20 protein-coding genes are annotated in these 20443 nt (G+C 70.4%); 5 read left to right on the top strand and 15 right to left on the bottom strand.

The window, feature by feature from the left end:
• Nucleotides 1–62: 62 nt before the first annotated feature.
• From BJQ95_RS02430 to BJQ95_RS02420, 3 genes are all read left to right on the top strand, one after another.
• Nucleotides 63–2360: a bifunctional diguanylate cyclase/phosphodiesterase gene (locus tag BJQ95_RS02430; protein ID WP_130178905.1), complete on the top strand. Its 2298-nt coding sequence runs from the start codon at nucleotides 63–65 to the stop codon at nucleotides 2358–2360.
• 85 nt (nucleotides 2361–2445) lie between these two features.
• A complete protein-coding gene (locus BJQ95_RS02425; RefSeq protein ID WP_130178906.1) occupies nucleotides 2446–3381 on the top strand; it encodes a hypothetical protein in 936 nt (311 codons plus the stop codon).
• Entirely contained in the window at nucleotides 3381–3689 is a 309-nt protein-coding gene (locus tag BJQ95_RS02420) for a transcriptional regulator (protein ID WP_130178907.1), read from the top strand. The genes BJQ95_RS02425 and BJQ95_RS02420 overlap by 1 nt, the downstream gene beginning before the upstream one ends.
• A gap of 88 nt (nucleotides 3690–3777) precedes the next feature.
• On the opposite strand, the gene BJQ95_RS02415 is transcribed toward BJQ95_RS02420, so the two are convergent.
• From BJQ95_RS02415 to BJQ95_RS02345, 15 genes are all read right to left on the bottom strand, one after another.
• On the bottom strand, nucleotides 3778–4068 hold the full coding sequence (locus tag BJQ95_RS02415; RefSeq protein WP_130178908.1) for a hypothetical protein: 291 nt from the start codon (nucleotides 4066–4068) through the stop codon (nucleotides 3778–3780).
• Nucleotides 4069–4440: 372 nt separating this feature from the next.
• A complete protein-coding gene (locus tag BJQ95_RS02410; protein ID WP_205750222.1) occupies nucleotides 4441–5424 on the bottom strand; it encodes a nucleoside hydrolase in 984 nt (327 codons plus the stop codon).
• Nucleotides 5425–5690: 266 nt separating this feature from the next.
• Nucleotides 5691–6476: an SDR family NAD(P)-dependent oxidoreductase gene (locus BJQ95_RS02405; RefSeq protein WP_130178910.1), complete on the bottom strand. Its 786-nt coding sequence runs from the start codon at nucleotides 6474–6476 to the stop codon at nucleotides 5691–5693.
• Complete coding sequence (locus BJQ95_RS02400) at nucleotides 6476–7738, bottom strand: thiolase family protein (protein ID WP_130178911.1); 1263 nt, start codon at nucleotides 7736–7738, stop codon at nucleotides 6476–6478. The genes BJQ95_RS02405 and BJQ95_RS02400 overlap by 1 nt, the downstream gene beginning before the upstream one ends.
• 9 nt (nucleotides 7739–7747) lie before the next feature.
• Nucleotides 7748–8362, bottom strand: a complete 615-nt coding sequence (locus tag BJQ95_RS02395) for a hypothetical protein (protein WP_130178912.1) — start codon at nucleotides 8360–8362, stop codon at nucleotides 7748–7750.
• A gap of 99 nt (nucleotides 8363–8461) precedes the next feature.
• Entirely contained in the window at nucleotides 8462–9730 is a 1269-nt protein-coding gene (locus BJQ95_RS02390) for an ammonium transporter (RefSeq protein ID WP_130178913.1), read from the bottom strand.
• A gap of 158 nt (nucleotides 9731–9888) precedes the next feature.
• The gene (locus tag BJQ95_RS02385; protein WP_130178914.1) at nucleotides 9889–10686 is read right to left on the bottom strand and encodes an RNA methyltransferase; all 798 of its coding nucleotides are present in this window, start codon (nucleotides 10684–10686) and stop codon (nucleotides 9889–9891) included.
• A gap of 103 nt (nucleotides 10687–10789) precedes the next feature.
• On the bottom strand, nucleotides 10790–12271 hold the full coding sequence (locus tag BJQ95_RS02380; protein ID WP_130178915.1) for an NAD-dependent succinate-semialdehyde dehydrogenase: 1482 nt from the start codon (nucleotides 12269–12271) through the stop codon (nucleotides 10790–10792).
• A gap of 227 nt (nucleotides 12272–12498) precedes the next feature.
• Nucleotides 12499–13347 carry an anti-sigma factor domain-containing protein gene (locus tag BJQ95_RS02375; protein WP_130178916.1) on the bottom strand — a complete coding sequence of 283 codons (849 nt, stop codon included), beginning with the start codon at nucleotides 13345–13347 and terminating at the stop codon, nucleotides 12499–12501.
• Nucleotides 13334–13909: a sigma-70 family RNA polymerase sigma factor gene (locus BJQ95_RS02370; protein ID WP_240694897.1), complete on the bottom strand. Its 576-nt coding sequence runs from the start codon at nucleotides 13907–13909 to the stop codon at nucleotides 13334–13336. The genes BJQ95_RS02375 and BJQ95_RS02370 overlap by 14 nt, the downstream gene beginning before the upstream one ends.
• 162 nt (nucleotides 13910–14071) lie before the next feature.
• Nucleotides 14072–14962: a class F sortase gene (locus tag BJQ95_RS02365; RefSeq protein WP_165385012.1), complete on the bottom strand. Its 891-nt coding sequence runs from the start codon at nucleotides 14960–14962 to the stop codon at nucleotides 14072–14074.
• 28 nt (nucleotides 14963–14990) lie between these two features.
• The gene (locus tag BJQ95_RS02360; RefSeq protein WP_130178919.1) at nucleotides 14991–15821 is read right to left on the bottom strand and encodes a DUF4397 domain-containing protein; all 831 of its coding nucleotides are present in this window, start codon (nucleotides 15819–15821) and stop codon (nucleotides 14991–14993) included.
• Between the two features lie 372 nt (nucleotides 15822–16193).
• Nucleotides 16194–16790, bottom strand: coding sequence for an isochorismatase family protein (locus BJQ95_RS02355; protein WP_130178920.1), 597 nt, complete (start codon nucleotides 16788–16790; stop codon nucleotides 16194–16196).
• A gap of 24 nt (nucleotides 16791–16814) precedes the next feature.
• The gene (locus BJQ95_RS02350; protein ID WP_256041499.1) at nucleotides 16815–18530 is read right to left on the bottom strand and encodes a D-alanyl-D-alanine carboxypeptidase/D-alanyl-D-alanine-endopeptidase; all 1716 of its coding nucleotides are present in this window, start codon (nucleotides 18528–18530) and stop codon (nucleotides 16815–16817) included.
• A gap of 396 nt (nucleotides 18531–18926) precedes the next feature.
• Nucleotides 18927–19913, bottom strand: coding sequence for a Gfo/Idh/MocA family protein (locus BJQ95_RS02345; protein WP_130179277.1), 987 nt, complete (start codon nucleotides 19911–19913; stop codon nucleotides 18927–18929).
• A 60-nt stretch (nucleotides 19914–19973) separates the two neighbouring features.
• On the opposite strand from BJQ95_RS02345, the gene BJQ95_RS02340 reads away from it, so the two are divergent.
• Nucleotides 19974–20144: a multidrug transporter gene (locus BJQ95_RS02340; RefSeq protein ID WP_130179276.1), complete on the top strand. Its 171-nt coding sequence runs from the start codon at nucleotides 19974–19976 to the stop codon at nucleotides 20142–20144.
• Between the two features lie 53 nt (nucleotides 20145–20197).
• Nucleotides 20198–20443, top strand: coding sequence for a hypothetical protein (locus BJQ95_RS02335; protein WP_130179275.1), 246 nt, complete (start codon nucleotides 20198–20200; stop codon nucleotides 20441–20443).

The following is a 20443-nucleotide window of genomic DNA, read 5'->3' as shown; positions in this document are numbered from 1 at the left end:
GCTGGACGACCGATCGCGGCACCGATTCGGCTATCGTGAACAGACGACATTTGGGGGACGCCATGGAGGCGAGAACACCTGCGCCGCAGGGCGAACAGGCACGGTCGGGCCGCAGCGTCGACGCGTGGCCGCTCTGGATCATGGCCCTCCTGCTGGTGGTGTTCTTTTCGGCCATCATGCTCCGAACCGACACCGAGTTCAGTCCGCTGGTGGACGGCTGGCTGGGGTTGCTCGCCATGGTGGTTCCAGTCCTCGTGTGTCTGAGGGCCCTCCGCCGCACCCGGTTTCGCCAACTGGAGCTCGTGCTCGCCGCAGCAGCGGTGACCTCGTGGGCCGTCGGAAACATCTACTTCGTGCTCGCCGCGGGCTTCACGGTGACTCTGCCCTATCCGTCGCTGGCCGACGTGGGGTTCCTGAGCTTCTACCCTCTGATGCTGGCTGCGCTGGTGGTGCTGGTGGGCCGGAAAGCGCGGGAAATGGCCTGGCCTGTCGCCCTGGACGGCGCTCTGGGCAGCGTCGCCGCCGCGGCCGTGCTGACGGTGTTGCTCAATCCCATCCTGGGCCCCGTCGCCGACCGGCCTCTGTCGTTGGCCACGGCGGTCGCGGTTGCCTATCCCCTGGGCGACCTGCTTCTGGTGGCCGCCTTCGTCGGGATCGGGGCGTCCCAGGCACGGAACGCGGGTGCCCGGTGGCTGCTGCTCGTGTTCGGCCTGATGACTTTTGCCGCCACCGATGTCGCCTACGCCCTGTTGGAGCTCACGGACCTGTATCTCGTGGGCACTCCCCTCGACATGGGCTGGGCCGTCGGCCTCGCCTTCCTCGCGTGGTGGATCGACGGTGCGGCCCGCACGGCCAAGACCCGAGCCGACCCGGCGTGGTCGATACCCGCCCAGACCGTGCCGGTGTTGGCCACGGCCGCGGCGTTGGGCGTGCTGGTCCTGGCCAGCGAGGTGGAGATCCCGCCGCTCGCGGTGGGGCTGGCCAGCCTGACACTGGTGCTGGCGGCCGTTCCCCTGGTCTTCCGGCAGCGGATCCGGCTCGCGGACATGCGCCGCCAGGCCATGACCGACGAACTCACCGGCCTGCCCAACCGGCGGGCGCTGTACGCCGAGGTGCCCGCCCGGCTGGCCGCCGACCCGGATCGCCACAGCGCACTGCTGGTGCTGGACCTGGACAAGTTCAAGGAGGTCAACGACAGCCTCGGGCACGACGTCGGCGACGGCCTGCTCAGGATGGTCACCGATCGCCTGTCGGTGCAACTGCGCCAGACGGATCTGCTGGCCCGGCTGGGCGGCGACGAGTTCGCCATCCACCTCGACGGCTGCGACATCGGCGAGGCCGAGAGTGTCGCCGTGAAGCTGCGCGCGGCACTGACCGAGCCGTTCACCCTGGCGGGCATCGCCCTGCAGGCCAGCGCCAGCATCGGGATCGCACTGTTCCCCTCGCAGGGACAGGACCTGACCGTTCTGCTGCGCAAGGCAGACATGGCGATGTACCGGGCGAAGTCCACGCGCACCGGGCACCACGTCTACGTCGACGACGACAGCCACGGCGATGAGCGGTTGCGCACCCTGGCAGAGCTGCGCACGGCTCTGCGCGAGGACCAGTTGCTGCTGCACTACCAGCCCAAGATCGACCTCGCCACCGGCGCCGTCTGCGGGGTGGAGGCCCTCGTGCGGTGGGACCACCCGGCGCGCGGCCTGCTCTACCCGGATGCGTTCCTCGGGCTCGTCGAGGAGGCCGGGCTGATGCCGGCGATGACCCAGATCGTGTTCGAGAAAGCCCTGGCCCAGGCCCAGGCCTGGCAGGAAAGCGGCCGCGCGCTGTCCGTGGCCGTCAATCTGTCGGCAAGCTCTCTCGTCGACGTCGACCTGCCCGACCGGATCGGTGACATGGTCAGCGCACGCGGGTTGGCGCCATCCGTCCTCGTGCTCGAGATCACCGAAGACTTCCTGATGGCAGACCGGGACCGGGCACACGCCATCCTCACCCGGCTGCGGGCCCTCGGCATTCGGATCGCCGTTGACGATTTCGGCACCGGCTACAGTTCGCTGGCGTATCTGCGAGATCTGCCCATCGACGAGCTCAAGCTGGACAAGTCGTTCGTGATGCCGATGGCCGACGATCCGCGCGCGACCGCGCTGGTGGCTTCGACCATCGATCTTGCGCACAGTCTCGGCCTGCGGATGGTTGCCGAAGGAGTCGAGAGCGGCGTCGCGTACGCCGAGCTCGCCGGTTACGGCTGCGACGTGGCGCAGGGCTTCTACCTGTCTCGGCCGGTCCCGGCGGCGGAGCTGGACGCCTGGCTGGCGAAGCGAGAGCCGACCATCGGGCTGCGCAAACCGGTGGCGTTCAGCTAAGCGCCCGGCGTCATCCACTTGCGAACTGGAAAGTGGATGCTAGATTGACAGTGCGGCGAAGACGGTCGCGCCGATCGGGGGATTCATGAGCGACCAGCACAGCACCGACCCACACAGCGGCGACGAGCCCAGCGGCGACAGCGCACAGCCGGGCACGGATGCCGCGGCGACGCTGCTGCGGGCCAGCGACGCGGTCGGCTACCGCGTTCGCGCGGCCATCGATGCCCGCACCAGGGCCATCGTGGATGCCTGGATGGCCGTGGCCGTTCTGACCTATTCCCTCGCCTTCGCCCTCTCAGGCGTCGGCGGCGCAGATGGGATGGGCCTCATCGCCGGAGTCGTCCACACCCCCATGGACGGAGTCAACGTGCCGTTCCTGATCCTCGCGGCGTTCCTCGCCGCCGGCACCCTGACCGACGGACTCACACAGAGCCTGCACCAGCCACTGCAGCCGCGGTCCAGGTTGCGCCGGTTCGGCTCCTCGCTGGCCAGCGTCCTCCCGCTTCTGACCCTGCTGTGCCTGGCCTTCATTGCACCGACGACTCCGTGGCCGCTCGCCCTGGCGATCGCGTGCAGTGCCGCGGTACCCGTGGTCGTTCTGGCGGTTCGCTCGGCGCTGCGCGCCAGACTGGCCGGGGTCCGGCGCCCCGAGGCGTCGCTGTCGGCGCTGCTGAGCCCGACCGGCCGCGCCGCCACCGCCGTCCTGGGCCTGTGGCTGGGCGCGATCGGCCTGTTGACCGGCACCCCGTTCGGCGTCGCCGGCATCGCCGCGGCCGGCGCCTTCTTTCTCGCGATGCTCGCCACCCGCACCACCCGCGTCGGTCTGGACCGGCTCGCCGAAGACTGGGGTCGCACCCAATGGACCGCCTTCGGCTGCTCCTACCTGCTGATGCTCAGCCTGTCCGTGGTGCTGCCGCGCACCACCTGGGACCTCGACATCGTCAGCAACGTCGGCGGCATCCTCATCGCGGCACCGCTGGTGATCGCCGCGTTCCGGCCCGCCCCCATCTGGGAGACCTGATGGCGGCACGCCACCCCCGGCACGACCTCGACGACGCCCTGCTCACGCCGCTGCGCTTCTCGGTGATGGCGGCGCTGCGGCCCGAGGTCGAGATCGACTTCGCCACGCTGCGCGACCTGCTCGAGACCGGCGACTCGGCGCTGAGCAAGGCCATCAGCATCCTCAGCGCGGCAGGCTACCTTGCCGTGCGCAAGGGGTATGTGGGAAACCGGCCGCGCACCTGGCTCACCGCCACGGCCGCCGGAATCGTGGCCATGCGCATCCACGTCACCGCTCTGCAGGCCATCGCCGCCGGGCTGCCCCGGTGAGGCCCCGAGCCACCGTGGGGGCCGGGACGCTCAGGGAATCCACGACACTGGTCTTTCCCCCGATGGCGCACTGGCTGCTCTGGTCAGGCTAGGCCGACACCAGCCGGTTGTGCCTCAGCATCACCGCGACAGGGGCGACCCAAGCGGGGATGATCGCGAGCAGGCCCGCATAGCCGATCTCCCGGCTGAAGGTGAGGACTCCGAGCACCACCAGACCTCCGCCGAGCCCGCGCAGCACGTTCGCTCGTCGCACGCGGATGGGCGGGCCGACCAGCAGCGGGAATCTGTCGAGGGGGTTCGCCTCGGCGTCGATCATGGCGGATTTGGTCAGCAGCACGGATCCCACTGCGACCAGCAGCACCCCTAGGACGATCTGCATCACACACCCCCGCGCCCGGCCGGCGGATGCGAATCTCGCCGGCGCCGCGCCGTCTACCCATCGTGGCACAGCCCCGGCGCGGGAGCATCCGTTTGGCGCGGCGGCAGGTGTTCGGCACGGCGGCACGTGTTCAAACCCGTGCCGGCGAGAACACCGCGGGCAGCGAGAATCTGCCCAGGAAATTCGCAACGACCTGCGCCCGCTGCTCACCGTCGCCCTGGAGCCCCGCCCTGGCCGCCGCGCGCGCCGCCGCGGACTCCGTTGCGCGGGTCAGGCGCCGTTTCGCGGGTGGCGCGCCACCCGCGAAACGGCGCGCTGCCCGCGCACCTCCCTCCGGGACACCCGGACCGGCGTGGTCAGCCGGCGGGGCAGTCAGCCGGCGGCGTGGCCGGCGGCGTGGCCGGCGAGCTTGGCTGTGAAGTCGGCGAAGAGCAGCCGCAGGTCCAGCCGGGTGTACACCCGCATCGGCCGGGGGCCCTGCCGCGGAATGAAGTCGTAGGACCCGTCGGCCCGGATGCGCGGTACCGTGCGGGTGACGTAGGCGCTCGAGGAGGGATCAGGCTCGAAGGACGACTGCAGCGCGGTCAGGAGCACGAGCGGACTGTCGCCGAGGATGTACGTTTCGCCGGTGTGCAGGCCGTGGCTGCCGGCCATCACGGCGACGCGGGCGAGGGCGTCGTAGAGGTGCGCGCCGATGGCGCCGTGCGGACGCAGATCCGTGAGCAGTTCGGCCCAGGAGAACAGCGTCTGCCGGTACGCGTCGCGCGGCACCTGCCAGATAGGCATGAACGAGTCGAAGATCACCCGGGCGGCGGGGATGTCGATGGCGAGGTTGTACTCCGGGCCATGCGAACCGGGCGGCGGCACCGCCAGGCCGTCGTGCTCGGGGCCGCCGATCCAGATCAGGGTGAGCCTGGTGGCGATGCGCGGCTCGAGCAGGTAGGCGCTGGCAATCTCGGTGAGACCGGCCCCGCAGGCCACGAACAGCGGCAGGTCGGTGTCGGTGCGCATGGCCTCGGCGATGATGGCATCCGTTGCGGCCGAGCGGAGGGGCGAGAGCGGGTCGGTCATGCCCTGGTTCGACCCGGTCAGGACCGGAATCGTGCCGGTTCGGCCGAGCATCTCGAGCACGGTGGTGGCGGCCGTCGCGGCGTTGTCGGCGGTGTGCTCTGACGGGTCGAATGGGTCGCCGGGCCTCAGGTGCGAGCCGATGATCGCGCGGATCTCCACCGACGGCGACAGCACGTGGTGGGCGAGCTGCACGAGTCCGTCGGGATCACCGGAGAAGTCGTTGTCGATGATCACCCGGGCGCGCGGTTGCACGACCCGACGCAACTCGGTCTCGAATGATGTCAACGCCGGCACCTTCCCTGTGTGGTTTCTGACCCGTGGGGTTTTTCTGAAGAGTGTAGGGCCTCATTGGTGGGCTCTCAACACAGCCTGGCCTCCTGGGAGTGGCGGGCTCGTGACGGTTGGCTGCTCCCCGGGGACAGGCTGGTTCCCGCGGCACCTGTATCCCCCGCGGCACGTGCAACTCCCGGCGGCACGCGCTAGAACACGTGCCCCGGGACCGACACGCGCGACCAGGAGCGGGCGAGGCTCGTCCAGGGGTGGCCCCACCGTTACTGGGGCGCCAGCCGGATGCCGCCGTCGAGGCGGATGGTCTCGCCGTTGAGCATCGGGTTCTCCACGATGTGGCGCACCAGGGCGGCGTACTCGGCCGGGTCGCCGAGCCGGGCCGGGTGCGGCACCTGGGCGCCGAGCGAGGCCCGGGCCTCGGCCGGCAGACCCTGCAGCAGCGGGGTGTCGAACAGGCCAGGCGCAATGGTCACCACGCGGATCAGCGAGCGGGCGAACTCCCGAGCCAACGGCAGGGTCATCGCCGCGACCCCGCCCTTCGACGCGGCATACGCCGCTTGGCCGATCTGCCCGTCGAAGGCGGCGACGGAGGCCGTGTTCACGATCACGCCGCGCTCCGGAGTGCCGGCAGCGGTTCCGTCCCCGGCCACGAGCGGCTCAGTGGCCTGCATCGCCGCGGCGGCCAGGCGCACCACGTTGAAGGTGCCGAGGAGGTTCACCCGCAACACCAGCTCGAAGTCGGCCAGGGGCAGCGGTCCCTGCCGTCCCACGGCGCGGGCAGCGGGTGCGACGCCTGCGCAGTTGACCACGACGCGCAGCGCGGCCAGGGCGGCGGCGGCATCCACCGCGGCCTGCACATCGGCCTCAACGGTTACATCCCCGGAACGGAATATAGCCCCGTTTAGCTCCGCCGCCCGTTCCGCCCCCGCCGAGCCGGGCAGGTCGAACAGCACCACCTGCGCGCCGGCCGCGTGCAGCGCCCGCGCGGTGGCCAGGCCGAGGCCGGAGGCGGCGCCGGTGACGAGGGCGGAGCATCCGTCAATGCGCATCAGAGCCGTTCGATGATGGTGGCGTTGGCCATGCCGCCGCCCTCGCACATGGTCTGCAGCCCGTACCGACCGCTGCCGGCTTCGAGGCTGCCGAGCAGGGTGCCGAGCAGCCGGGTGCCCGAGGAGCCGAGAGCGTGGCCGAGGGCGATCGCGCCGCCCTGGGCGTTGAGCTTGTCGAGGTCGGCGTGCAGTTCCCGCTGCCAGACCAGCGGCACGCAGGCGAAGGCCTCGTTGACCTCGTAGGCGTCCAGGTCGTCGATACTGAGACCGGTGCGGGCCAGGATGCGCCGGGTGGCAGAGATCACGCCGGTGAGCATCAGCAGCGGGTCGCTGCCGGTGACGGCGAAGCTGTGGAACCGGGCCCGCGGGGTGAGGCCGAGCGCGGCGGCACGGCTGGCGCTCATGATCAGCGCGGCGGAGGCGCCGTCGGTGAGCGGTGAGGAGTTGCCGGCGGTGATCTGCCAGTTCACCTCGGGGAACCGCGCGGCGAGCTCGTCGGTGCGGAACGCCAGCGGCAGGTCGGCGAGGGTTTCGACGGTGCTGCGGCGGCGGATGGTTTCGTCGCCGACCACCTGGCGGCCGTCGGCGAGGGTCACCGGCAGCAGCGCGGCCTCGAAGTCGCCCCGGTCGGCGGCGGCCGCGGCGAGGCGGTGCGACCGGGCGGCGTACTCGTCGACTTCGCTGCGGGTGAGGCCCCAGGTGGCGCTGATCAGCTCGGCGGAGACGCCCTGGCCCACCAGACCCTGCGGGTAGCGGGCATGCATCAGGCGTCCGTGCGGGTCCTGGCCGGCGATCGCCGACCAGGCCGTGGGTGAGCCCCAGCCCTCGGTGCGGCCGGCCGCGTCGGAGCCGCCGGGCGGGGTGGGTCCCCCCGCAGAACCGAGCGGAATGCGGCTCATCGATTCGACGCCGCAGGCGATGACGATGTCGTAGCTGCCGGCGATCACGCCCTGCGCGGCGAAGGTGGCGGCCTGCTGGCTGGAGCCGCACTGCCGGTCGATGGTGGTGCCGGGCACCGATTCGGGAAACCCGGCGCTGAGCAGCGCGGTGCGGGTGATGTTGGTGCTCTGCTCGCCCACCTGGGTCAGGCATCCGCCGATCACGTCATCGACCAGCGCCGGGTCGAGGTTGTTGCGGTTGACCAGGTCTTTCAGAACCCCGCCGAGGAGGTCGGCCGGGTGCACCCCGCTGAGCGCACCACCGGGCTTACCCCGGCCGGACGGCGTGCGGACAACATCGACGATGACGGCATCAGTGCTCATGCCCCCAGCCTATGGCTCCGGCTGCGATCCCGGCCGATGCACGGTGAGCAGCTGTGCAGACGCGGCCTGCAGAGGATGGCTCCGGCCGGGATCCAGCAGCAGCGCCGTCCCGGGTGCGACCTCGACGCCGTCCACCAGCACGCTCCCCCGCAGCGTCAGCAGCAGCTGCGTTCCCGCGGTCAGGACGGTGTCGGTCTGGGTCGTGCGGATGGCGAACTCTGGTGGCTCGCTGGCGGCGGCGAAGGTCAGCACGATGAGCGAACTCGCCCCAGGGGGGCGCAGCTTGGGCCGCTCGAAGTACACCATGGCGGACAGCACCGGCATGACATGGTCACGCCGGAGCACCCGGCTCGACTCGGTGTTGCGCACCGCGACCTGGGGCCCGGCGAGCCCGACCACGAAGTGATGGGTGCCGGCCGGCCCGACCAGCAGGCCCGTGGAGTCCTTGATCTCGAGCACCCGGAGCTGCCAGCGCAGCGTGAGGTCGGGGTCGAGGTCGGCCCAGACCTCGCGGGCGCTGCCTCTGCCCTGGTCCAGGCTCTGGCGGGGCAGGTCGGCGAACCGGATGCTGCGCGGCGGCACCCGGCCGGCGTCGCCGCTGTCTTCTTCGGCTGCGATGCTCATCGGCCGGCCGACACAGAAATGTGCTGGAGGGCTCGTAGATCAACCATCCAGCACATCTCGGTATTAGGTGGGACTTGGCTGCTCAGAGGCCTCGGTGACTCAGTTCTTGGCGTCGGTGAGGACGTAGCCCTCTTCGCCGTGCATGACCGAGTCGATGCCCGCGATTTCGTCTTCGTTCTTGACGCGGAAGCCGATGGTCTTCTCGATGACGAAGGCGATGGCGAAGGCGAGGACGAACGAGTAGATGAGAACCGAGAACGCCGCGATGGCCTGCACCAGCAGCTGGGTGCCGTCGCCGCCCAGGAACAGGCCGGTGCCGTTGGCGAAGAAGCCCAGGTAGAGGGTGCCGATGAGGCCACCGACGAGGTGGATGCCCACGACGTCGAGCGAGTCATCGAAGCCCAGCTTGAACTTGAGGTCGACGGCGATGGCGCAGACGGCGCCGGCGATCACACCGAGCAGGATCGCCCAGATCGGCTGCAGCGAGCCGCAGGCGGGGGTGATAGCGACAAGACCCGCGACGGCGCCGGATGCGGCTCCGACCGAGGTGGGCTTTCCATCCCGAACCTTCTCGACGACCAGCCACGCGAGCAGGGCTGCGGCGGGAGCGGCGATGGTGTTGACGAATGCCAGCGCTGCGATGCCGTCCGCGGCCAGCTCGGAGCCGGCGTTGAAGCCGAACCAGCCGAACCAGAGGAGCCCTGCGCCGAGGAGCACGAAGGGCGGGTTGTGGGGAACGTTGACGCCCTTTTGGAAGCCGACGCGCTTGCCCAGTACCAGGGCGAGGGCGAGGGCGGCGGCACCGGCGTTGATGTGCACAGCGGTTCCACCGGCGAAGTCGATCGCGCCGAGGCCGAAGACGTCCTGCAGGCCGTGGGTGATCCAGCCGCCGTAGGAGAAGCTGCCGTCCTCGGCCAGGCCGAAGTTGAAGACCCAGCTGGCGACGGGGAAGTAGACGACGGTCGCCCAGATCGCGGCGAAGATCATCCAGGAGCCGAATTTGGCGCGGTCGGCGATCGCGCCGGAGATCAGCGCGACCGTGATGATGGCGAACGTGGCCTGGAAAGCGACGAAGGCGAGCGGCGGGTAAGCGGCGCCTTCGGGGATCTCCAGGGCGGCGGTCAGGCCGATGTTGGACCAGTCGATCGCCCACGGCGCCACGGTGCCCTCGGATCCCGGGAACGCGATCGCGTAGCCGTAGATCACCCAGAGCACACCGATCAGCCCGAGCGCGCCGAAGCTCATCATCATCATGCTGATGACGCTCTTGGCCTTGACCAGTCCGCCGTAGAAGAACGCCAGACCCGGAGTCATCAACAGGACGAGCGCTGCGGAAATCAGTATGAAAGCAGTATTGCCTTGATCCATCGTGAAATACCTCTCTGCACGGACGCAGGAGTCGCGTCGGGTAGAAGCCACATTGGCAGGGCTCTGTTACACCGTGAGCAACACTTTGTTTCGAACAGGTTCCAGAGAGCGGCCGCGTGTAAACAACAGATGACGGCGGGCTCCGAGTTCCGCGACAGTCAGCTGGAAAGTGCCCACATCGCGACGGCGCTGGCCGCCGCCACATTCAGGGAGTCGATGCCGTGTTTCATCGGGATCTGCACCACGGAGTCCGCCGCGGCGAGCGCCTCGGCCGTGAGACCCTCCCCCTCCGCGCCGAGCAGCAGCGCCAGGCGGGCGTGCTGTTCGCCATGGAAATCGCGGAGGCTCACGGCATCCGGGGTCAGCGCCAGCGCGGCGACGTGGAAACCGAGCTCGTCGAGCAGCTGCCGGGTGCTGTTCCAGTCGCCCACCCGGGTCCAGGGCACCTGCAGGACGGTGCCCATCGACACTCGGATGGCGCGGCGGTAGAACGGGTCCGAGCAGCGCGGGGTGACCAGGACCGCGTCGGCCCCGATCGCGCCGGCCGAGCGGAAGATGGCCCCCACGTTGGTGGGGTCTGTGACGTTCTCGAGAATCAGGATGCGCCGGGCGTCCGCCAGCAGCGAGGCGGGTTCGGGTAGCGCGGGCCGGTGCATCGCCGCGATCAGGCCGCGGTGCAGCACGTACCCGGTGAGCTCCGTCAGTAGCTCCCCCGCGCCCACGAACACCGGCACCTCGTCGCCGACGAGCGCCCTGGCCTCATCGAGCGTGTTCGCCAGGGTGAGCACCGAGCGGGCACGGTGCCCCGCGCCGAGGGCCCGTTCGAGCACCAGCGCGGACTCGGCGATGTACAGGCCGTGCTCGGTGTCGCGCGCCTTCTTGAGCGCCACATCCGTCGACTGGGTGTAGTCGCTCAGCCGGGGGTCGCTCAGGTCATGGATCTCAACAATTGGCACCCCCCGAGCTTAACGACCCTGCCACGGCCCGCGAACTGTGAGCTAAGCCCCTAAAATCGCGGGTTTTCGGTGCTTAACTCACGGTTCGCGGATGGTCGCGGGACTAGTCGTAGTCGATGAACGGGTCGGGGGTGAGGGTGTACTTGGTGGAGAGGTACTCGTGGATGCCCTCCGAGCCGCCTTCCCGGCCCAGACCGGACTGCTTCACCCCGCCGAACGGGGCGGCGGCGTTGGAGACCACACCCATGTTCAGCCCCATCATGCCGGTCTGCAGCTTCTCGATCATCCGCTGCCCGCGGGCGAGATCCTGGGTGAACACGTAGCTGACCAGCCCGTACTCGGTGTCGTTGGCGATCCGCACCGCGTCGTCCTCGTCGTCGAACGGCACAATCGACAGCACCGGCCCGAAGATCTCTTCGCGCAGGATGGCGCTGCCCGGCTTCACGCCGCTGATCACGGTGGGTTCGTAGAACGTGCCCGCCCGGTCCAGGGCCCGACCGCCGGTGAGCAGCGTCGCGCCGCGGCCGATGGCGTCCTGCACGAGCGTGTCGGCCTTGGTCACGGCATCTGCGTTGATCAGCGGGCCGATCTTGACCCCGGTTTCGGTGCCGCGGCCGACGGTGAATTCGCTGACGGCCTCGGTGACCCGGCGGGCGAATTCCTCGGCCACGTCGCGGTGCACGATGAACCGGTTGGCGGCCGTGCAGGCCTGGCCCACATTGCGGAATTTCGCGGCCAGGGCGCCTTCAACGGCGCGGTCCATGTCGGCGTCCTCGAAGACCAGGAACGGCGCGTTGCCGCCGAGCTCCATCGAGGTGCGCAGCACGTTCTGCGCGGACTGCGCGATGAGCTTCTGGCCGACGCCGGTGGACCCGGTGAAGCTGAGCTTCCGCAGCCGGGGGTCGGCGATGATCGGCCCGGACACGGCCGCCGAGGTGGAGGTGGTGAGCACGTTGACGACGCCGGCGGGCAGGCCGACCTCCTCGAACAGCTTGACCAGGTACAGCGTGGTGAGCGGGGTCAGCTCGGCGGGCTTGATCACGACGGTGCACCCGGCCGCGAGCGCGGGAGCGATCTTGCGGGTCGCCATCGCCAACGGGAAGTTCCACGGGGTGATCAGGAAACTGGGTCCGACCGGGTGCTGCGACACGATCATACGGCCGGTGCCTTCGGGGTTGGTGCCGTACCGGCCGGTGATGCGCACGGCCTCCTCGCTGAACCAGCGCAGGAATTCGCCGCCGTAGGCGACCTCACCGTACGCCTCGGCGAGCGGCTTGCCCATCTCGAGCGTCATCAGCAGCGCGAATTCGTGTTTGCGCTCCTGAAGCAGTTCGAAGCTGCGGCGCAGCACCTCGCCGCGCACCCGCGGCGGGGTGGCCGCCCAGGCATCCTGCGCTTCGACGGCGGCGTCGAGAGCGGCCAGGCCGTCGGCGACACCGGCGTCGGCGATGGTCTTGATCACCTTGCCCGTGGCCGGGTCGTGCACGGTGAGGGTGTTCCCATCGGCGGCGGGCACCCATTGCCCGTTGATGTACAGCTCGTTGGGTACGTGCTGGAGCAGCTCTGCTTCGGTTACGTGCGCCACAAATTCCTCCTGAAGTCGTCACCGTCAAACCTACTCGCGTGCCGCCGGAGCGTGCCGCGCTGGTAGGGCCAGCCCTGTTTCGGTTGGTCAGGTGCTCTGCCGGCGGGCAGGATGCCCAGGCAGATCCAGGTGATCATGCCGAACCCGGCGACTCCGGCCGCGGCGGGCAACGACGGATGCCGCCGGTGCTGCAGCACGGCAGGCTCACCCACCACAGCCGACGGGGGCTAGAGGGTGTTCAGGGTGCCGCGCACGATCGAGTCGCCCGAGTGGGCCGGGTTGCCGTCGGCGAGTTCGGCCGAGACATCCACCACCGGGAACTCGGCCAGGTCGACGCCCGCCGGGATGCTGAACCGGCCGGAGGACCCGTCGAGCAGCCCCACACTGACCAGCCCGGTGGCGTCGGCGGTGAGCAGCCACACCTCGCGCAGCCCGTCGGCGCCGGCGTCGTCGGCCAGGTCCACCACCACCTCACGGCGGCCGTCGTCGGACTCTTCCACCAGAGCACTGCCGCGCGCCGTCCAGCCGGGCAGCGCGTCGAGCTGCGCCTGTGCGATCACGGTCTCCGGCGCCGGAGCGCTGGTCGACTGCCACCACGCTCCAGCGGCGACGCCGCCCACGAGGCCGACCGCGCAGGCCGCGGCGGCCACGGGCACCCATGTGCGTTGACGCCGGCGCAGATACGTGACCGGCGCCCGGTCGGCCGGGGCGGGTGCGGCCGGGTCGGGTACGGCCGGGTCGGGCGCGGCCGGGTTCTGGTCGGCACGTGCCGCTTCCAGACGCGCCGGTTCGGAGCCGGCCAGCGCGCTGCCGGCCAGGTCGAGCCCGGCCAGTCGCGGCGGTGCGGCCACCGCGTCGGAGAGGCCGAGGGCCGAGTGGATGCGCCCCCACACCGCATCCGCGGGGGTGACGAGGTCGACGCTGCCGGCGCTGCGGCCGATCAGCACGGTGCGGCGAAGCGCATCCAGCTCACCAGAGCAGCCCGGGCAGGCGGCCAGGTGCTCGCGTTCGGCGGCGCTGAGCTCGAGTTCGGCGAGCGCGACAAGGGCGAGCGTGTCGCGGTCAAGATGCGTCATCGTTCGCCTCCAATCTAGTGCGCAAGCGGGTGAGGCTGCGGCGGATGTGACTCTTCACGGTGCCGAGCGGCAATCCGAGGCTATCGGCGATCTGCACGTGGGTGAGGTCCTCGTAGAACGCGAGTCGCATCACCCGCTGCGGCACCGGTTCGAGGCGGTTGAGCTCCTCACCGATCAGCAGCCGTTCGGCCACGTCGGCGGACTCATCGACGATGTAGAGCTCGGCCTCGTCCACCAGCGTCTGTTCGAGGCGCCTTCGGCGAGCACGGGCCTCGTGAGCATCGGCAATGGCGTGCCTGGTGATTCCCACGATCCAGGCGGGTAGCGCCGCCCGGGCCTCGTTGAACCCGGCCCGACCGCGCCAGGCGGCGATGAACACCTTCTGGGTGACGTCTTCGGCCTCGCCGGCGTCGCCGAGCGAGCGCACGGCCAGGGTGTAGACCAGCGACGACCAGCGGGCGTAGGCCTCAGCGAGGGCGTTTTCGTCGCCCGCGCGAAAGCCCGCGACCAGGTTGGACTGGTCACGCTCATCGTCGGTGCTGTTCGGATAGGGTGCGCTCACGTGGACGTGCTGCCTCCGGGATCGGTACCGCGTCGTGCGGGTGTCCATCTCAGCACTCACGGCTCGACCAGGCCGACCCGCAAGTGCGACCAGCATAACCACGCCCGGCCGATCCGAGCACACCCCGTTCGGGTTGCTTTCGGCACAGGATCCCACAGCGGTTCATGGCGCCGGCACCGCCGTCACGATCACATTCGACAGGTACCGGCGGGCCTCGTAGTCGAACTCGCCGCCGCAGGTCACCAGGATGAGCCGGGACTGGCCCGTGCGGTCGAACACGCTCGACCACGGTACCGAGGTCTTCTCGACAATGTCGACGGTCGCGACGGCGTACCGCTGCGTCGCGCCGTCGGCGGTGTCCACTACGATTTCGGTGCCAGCCGGGGCATCGGCAAGTTGGGCGAACGGACCGATGTCGTAAACCAGAGAATCCACGTGCGCGGCGACGACGGTGGCTCCGGCAGGACTGGCGGGGCCGGCACCGTACCGGTACCAGGCGGCGACCGCCGGGTTGGCCGGCAGGGCCATCGCCGACCCGTCGCCCAGTCCCACCGCTTCGATCGCCATGTCGATGCCGATCGAGTCCGCCCGCACCCGCACCGGGGCGCTGACCGGGGCGGGCAGCGCAGCGAGCGACGTTGACTGGCGGGGCACCTCGGGTACCTCTGCCGGCGACACCGGGGCCGGGGAGGGCACCCGGGACGGCGACTCGGACGCGTCTCCATCGCCGGCGCCTGTGCCGGCGCCGAAGCGCGAGCCGAACTTGGACCCGGTGTCAGGCCCGGGCGCTCCCCCGGGCAGTCCGGTTGCGGCCGGGCCGCCCAGGCCGGTGAACCCACCGGCGGCAGGATCAGTGCCGCCGATGATGGTGAGCGGCGCCGCGCAGCCGCTGAGCAGGCCCAGCATCAGCGCACCCGCCAGCACCGGGCCGAATCCGACCTGCCGGTACTCGGCGGGGCGGTCTGGCCGGCCTGCCCAGGCGGTTCCTGAACGCCGGAGCTGCGCCGGACGTGCAGCGCGGGCCACGGTGGGCCACCCGAACAGGCTCACCATGACCCGCACCATCCTTCCGTGCGGCCCGTTAGCGCCGGGCCTCGGCGCGCCGGGTTCCGTAGAGCGCTACCGCTCCGACGCCCAGCAGCAGGGCGAAGGCCGCGCCGCCGAACAGCCAACCGGAGCTGTCCGCCGGCTGGTTGGTGGCCACCAGGCCGGCGCTGCCGGCCGGGACCCCGTCGGGGTTGGAGTGCAGTCCACCGACAGTCTGGACGGCGAGCGCCAGGTTGTTGTCGGTCAGGCTGCCCCAGGCGTACACGATGGTGTTCGTGCCCTCGGCCACGTTCACGTCGGCCGGGCCGATCACCGGGTCAGTGGTTCCGGTTGCGGCCACGGACGCCGACACCGTACCGGCCGGCAGGGTGAGCAGCGACTCATCGGGGTTGCTCAGGTTGGTGATCACCGGGGTGCCGCCGGCGAGGATATCGACGGCAGGAGCCGCGGCCACGTGGCGAACCGTCAGCCGGCCCTCGCCGGCGCCGACGGTGCTGATGTCGTTGGTGAACAGGGTCGCGGTGGGCGCCCCGGCCGCGTCGAGGTGCGCGGCGGCGGTGTAGTTCTTACCCGCCTCCAACGGAAGGTCGACCGGGCCGATGGCCGGCGAGCTCGCGTCTGCGGCATCCGATGCCGTGATCGCCACGGTGTACGTGCCGGCGGGCAGCTCGAGCGGGCCGGCGAGGTCGCCGGGCTCGAAGTTGTCCAGGGTGAGGTCGCCGTTCACGTACACGTCGACGGTGAGGCCAGGGACCGCGTGCAGCACGGAGAGCTGGGCGACATCGGTTGCGGCGTTCGCCGGGGCGATTCCCGCCAGGGCTACAAGGGCGCCGGCTGCGACGCCGACGGCAAGGGTCTTGCGCATGGTTTCCTCCAGTCAGAATTACAAGAGCGGGAACCTGTCGGTTTCCCGTTACCCGTTACTTCAGGAAGTCACCCCGGTTCGGATGCACCCAGTAGATAATTTCTCAAACGAATTCGTGCGGTGCACCGAGTCGCGCCAGAATCCCCCTTTAGGCGCTCCCACGGGGGGGGGCGTTGCCGCAACTCGGCAACGCGACCGGCGTCGACTTGCGCCAGATTGCCCCTTCGGGCACCTCAACGGGGCACTTTGCGGCGACTCGCGCGACGCCTCCTCGGGCAGACACCCGCGCGAGATTCCAGTAGGGCAGGTCGACCACGGATGTGTCCCCGGCGAAGACCGGGACAAGCTACGGGCTGGATGCGCCCGTCGGGCTCAGGCCTGGTCGACCAGTTCCGAGGTGGCCAGCACTGCGCCGGCGTGGGCGAGCTCGGCCAACGCCTGCTCGCTCGAGCCCGGCGCCACCCCGGCGACGAGGTCGGTGAACACCCGCACGTGCTGGCCATGCTCGAGGGCGTCGAGCCCTGAGGCCCGCACACAGTGGTCGGTGGCCAGGCCGACCAGGTCGACATCCGTCACCCCCGCGGCGATCAGCAGCTCACCGAACTTGGTGCCGGCGTCGTCGACGCCGTCGAAGATCGAGTAGCCGGGCTGACCCTGGCCCTTGCGGATGTGCACGGTCGACTCCGGCATCACCAGCGCGGGGTGGTACTCGGCGCCGGCGGTGTCGGCCACGCAGTGCACCGGCCAGGTGTCGACGAAATCGGGTTCGGCGTCCGAGGCGAAATGGCCGTTGTTGCCGCCGTCGGCGTCGTGCCAGTCGCGGGACGCGAAGATGTGCCCATAGCTGTGCGGGTGCGCCGCCAGCAGGGCGCTGATGTCCCCGGCCACCGCAGCCCCGCCCTCGACGGCCAGGGCTCCGCCCTCGGTGAAGTCGTTTTGTACGTCGATGATGATCAGTGCGCGGGTCACGGCGGCACTCCTGTCAGTTGAGGATCAGTTGTTCGAGAGGTTGTTCCCGCAGCGGAAGAACCCCGTCGTGATGGTGTCGATCGCCTGCTTCGCATTATCACCCACATCACCCAACGCGTATACGGCGAAGGTGAGGGTGCTGCCGTCGACGGCGTTGATGATGCCGGAGAGGGTGTAGCCGGTGTCGATCCAGCCGGTCTTTGCAAAGACGGCGCCATCGGCATCCGCGTTGCTGCCGCTGAACCTGTCGCTGTAGGACAGCGAGCCCGAGCCGCCACCGGCGACGGGCAGGCCATCGAAGATCACGCCGAGGCTGCCCTCGCGGGCGTTGATTTTCTGGAACAGTTTGGTGAGGTAGGCGGGTGAGACGGCGTTGTTGTCGGAGAGGCCGGATCCGTCGGCGATGCTGATGCCCGCGGTGTCGATGCCGTATTCGGCCAGACCGGCCAGTACGGCGGGCTGGATGGCGCCGAAGGTGTTGCCGGCGCCGCCCTCCACGGCCACCAGGCGGCCGAGCATCTCGGCGATGGCGTTGTCGGAGACGATCAGCGACTGCTGGATCAGGGTGGAGACGGGTTGGGACTGCACCCAGGCGAGCGGGCTCGCGCCGGCCGGGGCGGTACCGAGACTCACGCTCACGTCGCCGCCGAGCTCGTCGGCGAACGCGGCCCCGGCCCGGGCGACAGGGTCGTCGCTGCGGGCGGAGGTGCTGTTGTAGGGGTTGTCACGGTCGGCATCCACCTGCAGGGCGGTGATCAGCGGCATGTAGCCCTCGGTCTGCTCTTTGCGATCCCAGCTGGGCTCCCAGCCCGGGTCGCCGAAGTAGGAGGAGTCCAGCACAACCGAGGTGATCGCGGTGTCGCCCATCGCGGCGCGGGTCTGCTCGGCGAGGGCGTCGAGGTGCGCGGCGCCGTCGTAGAACGACTCGTCGCCGGTGGGGGTGCTCGAGAGGGTGAGGTCGCCGCCGCCGACCAGCACCACCTGGCCGGGTTCGCTGCCGGCCACCACGGTCGTGGTGGCGCGGTAGTCCGGGCCGAGCACGCTCAGTGCGGCGGCTGAGGTGAGCACCTTGAGCACGCTCGCGGCCCGGGATGCGGTGCTGCCGCCCCGGTCGAAGAGGATCTCGCCGGTCTCGGCGTTGACCACCTGGGCCTGGAACTCGCCGAGCCGGGAGTCCGCGGCGAGATCCGCGACCGAACAGGTGCGCAGCGGGCCGGCGACGGTGGCCACTGCTGGGGCGGGCCGCAGTGCCGGGGCGGTCGGGGTGGGCGTGGGGGTCGGTGTCGCGGATGCGGTGGGGGCGGCCAGCGCCACCGGCTCGGCGGTGCCGCCGCTGCCCGCGCCCGCCCACACGGCGCCGCTGCCGAGCAGCCCGAACGCCACGGCCGCGGCGATGACCAGGCGGAGGCGCCGGGCTGGAGATGGGGCTGCGTCGGGTGCGGCGGCGTCGGGTGCGGCGGCGTCGGGTGCGGCGGCGTCGGGTGCGGCGGCGTCGGGTGCGGCGGCGTCGGGTGCGGCGGCGTCGGGTGCGGCGGCGTCGGGTGCGGCGGCGTCGGGTGCGGCGGCGGCGGGTGCGGCGGCGGCGGGGAGGGGTGCAGCGGGGAGGGGTGCAGCGGGTGCGGCGGCGGCGGGTGCCGCCGCATCCGTCTCGCCCGGGTGTGCACCGAGAAGCTCAGTCGGCTGCATTGCCTCGCCCGAGGGTTCACCCTGCTCGGGCACGGTTGGGTCTGGTGTATCCACCAACGCATGTTACCGAGCGAGGGTGGGAACCCAGTCAGTGGGCGCACTGTGGGTGGCGCACTGTGGGTGGCGCACTGTGGGTGGCGCACTGTGGGTGGCGCACTGTGGGTGGCGCACTGTGCATGGAGCGCACTTCGGGATCGAACGCCCGTGCACCAACACGAAGGGCGCCAGGACAAACACACCATTCACGCGTCCGCGCTGCGCCTGCCGGTCGGTCCGCCTCCCGCGGCACGGGTTAGTCCCGGCGGCACGTGTTCCAACCTGTGCCGCCGAGAACAACGCGTGCCGCGAGAAGAAAAGCGTGCCGCGGCGTGAATGGTGTGCCGCGACACCACAGGTGCGCACCGCTGAGCCGCGCGTCGGCCACCCGGCGGGCGGGCGAGCGGATGCTCCTCAGTCGCCGAGGTAGACCAGGCCGATCTGCGCGCGGATGGCGTCGAGGGTCTCCATGATCTGCACGGACTCGGTCGCGGTGAGCAGGTCGCTGGTCAGCAGGCCGGCCGCGACGAGCCGTTCGGCCTCCGCGGCCTGGAAGTGCATGCCCCTGCCGACGATCGACGGCGTCTCGTAGGACTCGACGACCTCATTGGCACCGTTGTAGACGCGAAACGAGGTGGGCGAGTACCAGACCTCGTCGATGTCGATGCGCCCCGCGGTGCCCAGCACGCTGGCGGTGTTAGGCCCTTTGGTGTCGCTCGCGGCGAGCAGCGAGGCGATCTGGCCGCCCGGGTAACGGAAGATCGTGGCGACCTGGGCATCCACCCCGGTGTCCTTGAAGGTGGCCGACGCGAGGATGGTTTCGGGCGGGCCGAACAGCGCCGACGCGAACGACACCGGGTAGATGCCGAGGTCGAGCAGCGCGCCGCCGCCGAGCGCCAACGAGTTGATGCGATGGTTGGGGTCGTCGGGCAGGTCCTGGGTGTGGTCGGCGATGAGGGAGTGCACGTCGCCGAGGGTGCCGGCGGCGAGGATCTCGCGGATGCGCGCCATGTGCGGCAGGAACCGGGTCCACATGGCCTCGAGTACGACCAGCTTCTTGCTCTCGGCCAGAGCCACCACGGCGCGGGCCTCGGCGGCGTTGAGGGTGATCGGCTTCTCGATGAGCACGTGCTTGCCGGCTTCGAGGGCCAGGGTGGCGTTGGCCGCGTGGAACGGGTGCGGGGTCGACACGTAGATGATGTCGACCTCGGGGTCGGCCACGAGGTCCTCGTAGCTGGGGTGCGCGGTGGGGATGCCGAATTCGGCGGCGAAGGCATCCGCCGATGCCTGGCTGCGGGAACCCACGGCCTGCACGGCGAACCCGTTCTTCACGAGGTCGCCGGCGAATTGGTGGGCGATTCCGCCCGTGGCCAGGATTCCCCAGCGGAGTGCATCAGTCATGCTGCGAGCCTAGCGACTCCGCTCGCCTGCACACTAGAACGTCGTGTTATTGTGCCGGTCATGGATGAAAAGACCTTCGAAGAGAAGCGCCACGACCAGCTCACCACCGCCCCCAAGGCCAGCGAAGCGGATGCGGCGAAGTGGGTGACCGTGGACGAGCAGGCCGACGGCGTGAAGCGCATCGCGGTGGCCGATACTGCCGCGGTGCGGCCGGGCAGGACCGAAGGGTAGGCCGACACCTGGCGTTTGCCGAGCGGTCACCGGGGCCGCGTACGCTGACGCCCGTGAGCGAGAATCTGCTTCTGGCCCGGCGCACGACCCCGCCGTCGAGTGCCGCGTCCCATCCTGTCATTCCGCTACCGACACGGCCGGACCGGCCACACCCGCAGCTGAAACGGCTGCCGCCCGCGCCGCCGGAATTCGCCCTCCGCAACTCCCCCACCGACCTGCTGTTCCGGGCGCTCTGGCAGCTCGTGGGTGTCTTCGTGTTCGTTCTCCTGCTGGTCAAGGACCGCCGGCTGCCGCGCTGA

The organism is Cryobacterium sp. SO1 (assembly GCF_004210215.2).
Classification (GTDB): Bacteria; Actinomycetota; Actinomycetes; order Actinomycetales; family Microbacteriaceae; genus Cryobacterium.
The sequence above is the reverse complement of the archived record's forward strand: the minus strand, read 5'-3'. Positions and strand labels throughout refer to the sequence as shown.

What these genes read in the sequence shown, in the direction of transcription:
- BJQ95_RS02420 (WP_130178907.1), top strand. Translation starts at nt 3,381, where the DNA reads ATGGCGGCACGCCACCCCCGGCACGACCTCGACGACGCCCTGCTCACG.
- BJQ95_RS02360 (WP_130178919.1), bottom strand. Translation starts at nt 15,821, where the DNA reads ATGCGCAAGACCCTTGCCGTCGGCGTCGCAGCCGGCGCCCTTGTAGCC.
- BJQ95_RS02415 (WP_130178908.1), bottom strand. Translation starts at nt 4,068, where the DNA reads ATGCAGATCGTCCTAGGGGTGCTGCTGGTCGCAGTGGGATCCGTGCTG.
- BJQ95_RS02400 (WP_130178911.1), bottom strand. Translation starts at nt 7,738, where the DNA reads ATGAGCACTGATGCCGTCATCGTCGATGTTGTCCGCACGCCGTCCGGC.
- BJQ95_RS02375 (WP_130178916.1), bottom strand. Translation starts at nt 13,347, where the DNA reads ATGACGCATCTTGACCGCGACACGCTCGCCCTTGTCGCGCTCGCCGAA.
- BJQ95_RS02425 (WP_130178906.1), top strand. Translation starts at nt 2,446, where the DNA reads ATGAGCGACCAGCACAGCACCGACCCACACAGCGGCGACGAGCCCAGC.
- BJQ95_RS02430 (WP_130178905.1), top strand. Translation starts at nt 63, where the DNA reads ATGGAGGCGAGAACACCTGCGCCGCAGGGCGAACAGGCACGGTCGGGC.
- BJQ95_RS02345 (WP_130179277.1), bottom strand. Translation starts at nt 19,913, where the DNA reads ATGACTGATGCACTCCGCTGGGGAATCCTGGCCACGGGCGGAATCGCC.
- BJQ95_RS02365 (WP_165385012.1), bottom strand. Translation starts at nt 14,962, where the DNA reads ATGGTGAGCCTGTTCGGGTGGCCCACCGTGGCCCGCGCTGCACGTCCG.
- BJQ95_RS02405 (WP_130178910.1), bottom strand. Translation starts at nt 6,476, where the DNA reads ATGCGCATTGACGGATGCTCCGCCCTCGTCACCGGCGCCGCCTCCGGC.
- BJQ95_RS02340 (WP_130179276.1), top strand. Translation starts at nt 19,974, where the DNA reads ATGGATGAAAAGACCTTCGAAGAGAAGCGCCACGACCAGCTCACCACC.
- BJQ95_RS02390 (WP_130178913.1), bottom strand. Translation starts at nt 9,730, where the DNA reads ATGGATCAAGGCAATACTGCTTTCATACTGATTTCCGCAGCGCTCGTC.
- BJQ95_RS02395 (WP_130178912.1), bottom strand. Translation starts at nt 8,362, where the DNA reads ATGAGCATCGCAGCCGAAGAAGACAGCGGCGACGCCGGCCGGGTGCCG.